Below are 4,350 nucleotides of genomic sequence, written 5' to 3' on the forward strand. Positions count from 1 at the left end.
TCCCAATATCAATTTCGGGCGTGGCGATAGGAATACCCGCGGTGAGATAGCGATCCGCGGTGTGGGCGATTATTCGCGCAATATAGGCACCAATGCTCGCGTCGCTGTTTATATCGATGGTGTATTGACCGGGCGCTCATCCAGTTTTGACCAAAGTTTGTTAGATGTTGCGCACCTTGAAGTGTTGCGCGGCCCGCAAGGCACTTTAGCCGGTACTAATGCGTTGGCGGGAGCTATCAACATTGTTACGCAAAAACCGGAGGAGCATTTTAATGCCGGGTTGCTCGCCAATACCGGTAATTACAATTTACAGTCGCTCACCGGGAAAATAAATTTACCGCTCACTGCGGATTTGTTTGCCAGCTTATTGGTTGGTACCACCCAGCAAGATGGTTACATAGATAACATTGCGCTCCAACGTGATCTGCAAGGCGTTAATAGAAATGTGGCAAAACTGAAGTTTCGCTATGTGGGCGTTGAAAATCTACTGCTGGATATCGGTTTTGATTATTTAAAGGATGATGATCAATCCACTAATGCTGAAGCACTCGCCAATGGTGGATTAAATGGCTTTACTCTGGCTCCTGAGCCCTTTGTCGTTGCGCACAATGCTGATGAGTTTGAGCGGCGGGAATTAAAAGGCGCGACTATCGAAGCGAGTTACGAAACCTTCGGCGATTTTCGCTGGACGTCTATTACCGGCATTCGCGCCAATGAATTTACCGAGCTAAGTGAAGAGGATTATTCACCCTTTGATGTTGCCGTTAGTATTTTTGATGAAAAGAGCGATCAGGTCAGCCAGGAATTACGATTGGCATCACCCAAAGGTAAAAAGTTCGATTACGTTATTGGCGCCTATTTTTTAGAGCAGGATATTTCAACCCAGCGTAGCGCCATCACCGGCGCTTTGTTTCGCCCAGCGCCTAACGCATCAATACAGACACCTGCCACGGCAGAGGTACAGTCTTCATCCTTATTTGTGCATGGCAATTATCAGCTCGATTCCCGCTGGAGCCTGACGGGCGGCCTGCGCTTTGTGCATGAAGCCAAAAATATTGATTACTCCAGTGTGGATAACATAGGTTCATTTATCGATGTTGATCATCTGCGCGATCAAAAAACCTTTGATGAACCGCTGCCAAAATTCGGGATTAATTTTCAGCTGGTACAAGATGTACTGCTCTACACCAGCGTCGCGCGTGGCTACAAGAGTGGGGGATGGAACGCCGACTTTATTACCACGCTGGAGCATTTCCAGTTTGATCCTGAATACGCTATCAATTATGAGATAGGCGCAAAAACTGCTTTTTTGGATAAACGACTAACCATCAATCTCGCCGGATTTATCACCAAGTTTGACGACTTCCAGGTATTCCAGTTCGTTCCCACGCAATCATCCGGTGCGGTGTTGTCATTGACCAATGCCGGAAAAGTCACAACCCAGGGAGTTGAGCTGGATATCAATGCATTGCTGACTGATCATCTCAGTGTGAGTTTCAATACCGCCTTCACCCAGGCACGTTTTGATGAGTTTAAAAACGGTGGGGGATTAGGCGTAGATTACGATGATAACTATCTACCTTATGCACCCGAGCATACTTATTTTGTAGCCATCGACTACAGCCGGCCGCTGTTTCAGCAAGCTGAGGTATACGGTCATATCGATTACGGCTATACCGGCGATTATTTTTCCAATCCCAATAACACGCCGGACAATGCCATCCCCAATTATTTTTCTGCCAATGCCCGCCTGGGGCTGAATATCGCTTCGCACTGGGATATTTCGCTTTGGATGAAAAACATCACCGATGAAAACAATCTCCGGCAGCGCTCAGTGTCCTTTCTCGGGGTACCCCGGGGGCTGTACAACCCTCCGCGCAGCTATGGCCTGGCAATTAATTACACAATTGATTGATATAGCGCTGGAGTTGCGGATGCAGGCGAATCCAGCGAATGGTTATGAATAATCCAGCCAAAACTTAAAGTGGGACGGATTCTGGAATAAGCGGAAAGCCTTGGTGTGCGCTGGTTCGCAGCGTTCGGATGGTGCACACCAGCCAAACCAAAATATTTTTAACGACGATGTCATGCGAACGCCTGCATGGTTATTTCTGTGGAAACTAACTCTGTCTTAATCGGCCACCGCGCCAGCGGGAATAAGACGAGAGAACTATTAAGCAACTAATAACAACAGTTAGTAGCAACCACAGTAAGTAAATCAATAACCATAACGATGCAGGTAACACCATGAAAACTCCCTTGCGGTACATTACCCAAGGCGCTTTGGCGCTGGGTGTTGGTCTCACCATGACTGCCCCCGCTTTTGCGCAAACCACACCTATCTGGTCGGACGAATTCAACGGGACGCGAATCGACAATACCATTTGGTCCTACAAAGTCGGCGGCGACGGTAACGGCAATGGCGAATTGCAGTACTACACCGCCCGCAGTGAAAATTCCTACATAGAAGATGGCAAACTCGTCATCGAAGCCAAACGCGAAGCCTATGAGGGCAAACAATTCACCTCGGCGCGTTTGCACACCAATGGCCGTATGTCATTCAAATACGGGACCCTTGAAGCGCGTATTAAACTACCCCGCGTAGACAACGGCCTCTGGCCTGCCTTCTGGATGCTGGGTACCAACTTCGGTTTGGATGGTTGGCCTAAATCCGGCGAGTGGGACATCCTCGAAGCAGGTTACAAATCGGCATTGGCCGATGGCACGGGCAACAAATCAGTCTCGGCAGCCCTGCATTGGTGGCATGAAACCGGAACCTGGAGCGATTGGCTGCAAGCAGATCACGCGGTATCTACCCAACTGCCCACCAATTTTTATGAGGATTACCACACCTATAAGCTTGACTGGACGCCGACCAATATCACCATCAGCGTGGATGGCAATCCTTACTTCAACATGGATATCACCGACCCCAACATGTCGGAGTTCCGCGATAACCCTGCGTCAATTATTTTGAACCTCGCAGTGGGAGGTTGGAATTTTGTTGAGATTACTGATCCAGCACTGATCACCGCACCTTTCCCCGGCAAAATGTATGTGGATTACGTGCGCCTCTACGCCAACCCAAGCACGCAAGTGCAGGTTGCCAATGCCGATTTGCCGAGCGGTAACTTTGGTATCAGCACCGAAACGACTCCGGTATTGAACGAATTGAATTGGGGCGACCGCACCAGTTTGTATGTATGGAATAACATGACCAACATCGCTACTACGCCTTCTGAAGGCAGTGGTGCTTTGGCTTATTCTATTGCGGCGGGCAATTGGTGGGGCATGGGCTTGGTACACAAAGACCAAAACCTGCGCAACTACAAACACGGCTACCTGCATTTGGATATCAAAACCAATTCCACCAGCAGTTTCAGTATTGGCCTCGCCAGTACATCCGGTGGTGATGGAAAAGTTGATTTCAATGAGGGCGGCGATCAATACGGTCTCGTGCGCGATGGCGAATGGCATCACGTTGCGATTCCGCTCAGCAAATTCGGCAATCTCGATTTTGAAACCATGAAAACCCTGTTCAGTGTGTTTGGCCCAGGTCCCGCTGCACCTATGGAAATTGCGTTCGACAATATTTATTTAACTGAAAGTATTGCGTTGCAAACGCCGGAATTTGGCAACTTTGGTATTTATACTGAAACGCCCGCACACAAAAATGCTGGAGAGTTTGCGTTTGGTGTAAGCGGTGATTTGTTCCTGTGGGATAACACCCTCACATTGGAAACCGGTGCAAATAAAGAAGGCAATTCGGCGCTGCATTTAAAATCAACCGGTAAAGGTTGGTATGGCATGGGCTTGACGGCGCGCGATGGTTTTAACCTCACGGCGTTTGATAATGCGGATGCAAAATTGCATTTCTCTATGAAGACTTCACACACTGGCGATTTCCAAATCGGTTTCAAAAGTGGCCCGCTCAATAACATCGGCCAGAAGTGGATCAATTTTAAAGCCGGTAGCGATCCCTACGGTTTTGTACGCGATGGCCAATGGCATGACATCATTATCCCGATGAGTGAACTCGCCAAAGATCTGGATTTGTTTGATGTTCGTCAGTTGTTGCAAGTGTAGGGCACTGGCGAAACTGCAGGTATTAGCATTGATGATGTTTATCTCTCTGGTGGCCAAGCGGCAAAAGATCCTGGTACCGATGGCACTGTTGTTAATCGTGCTCCTTCAGCAGCAATTAAAACCTCCATCATGGGCGGGATTGCCCCAGCGATCATTACATTCGACGGTACCAAGTCTGTCGATGTAAATGGCGATGCACTGACCTACATCTGGAATTTTGGTGATGGCACTGGTACAAGCACGGAATTTCATCCTGTACATACA

The 4,350-nt window shown here is 48.5% G+C and carries 3 protein-coding genes; all 3 read left to right on the forward strand.

All coding sequences use genetic code 11. The annotated features are described in order from the left end of the window. Positions 1-1,915, forward strand: a 1,915-nt coding sequence (locus tag ACWA6V_RS17990) for a TonB-dependent receptor (protein ID WP_449523783.1), incomplete at its 5' end; no start/stop codon positions are given. A gap of 332 nt (positions 1,916-2,247) precedes the next feature. Further along, positions 2,248-4,086 (forward strand): family 16 glycosylhydrolase, encoded by a 1,839-nt coding sequence (locus ACWA6V_RS17995; RefSeq protein ID WP_449523784.1) that lies wholly within the window; start codon positions 2,248-2,250, stop codon positions 4,084-4,086. 27 nt (positions 4,087-4,113) lie between these two features. Further along, positions 4,114-4,350: PKD domain-containing protein (locus ACWA6V_RS18000; RefSeq protein WP_449523785.1), on the forward strand; the 237-nt coding region annotated here is incomplete at its 3' end.

It is taken from the genome of Cellvibrio sp., from assembly GCF_053579595.1.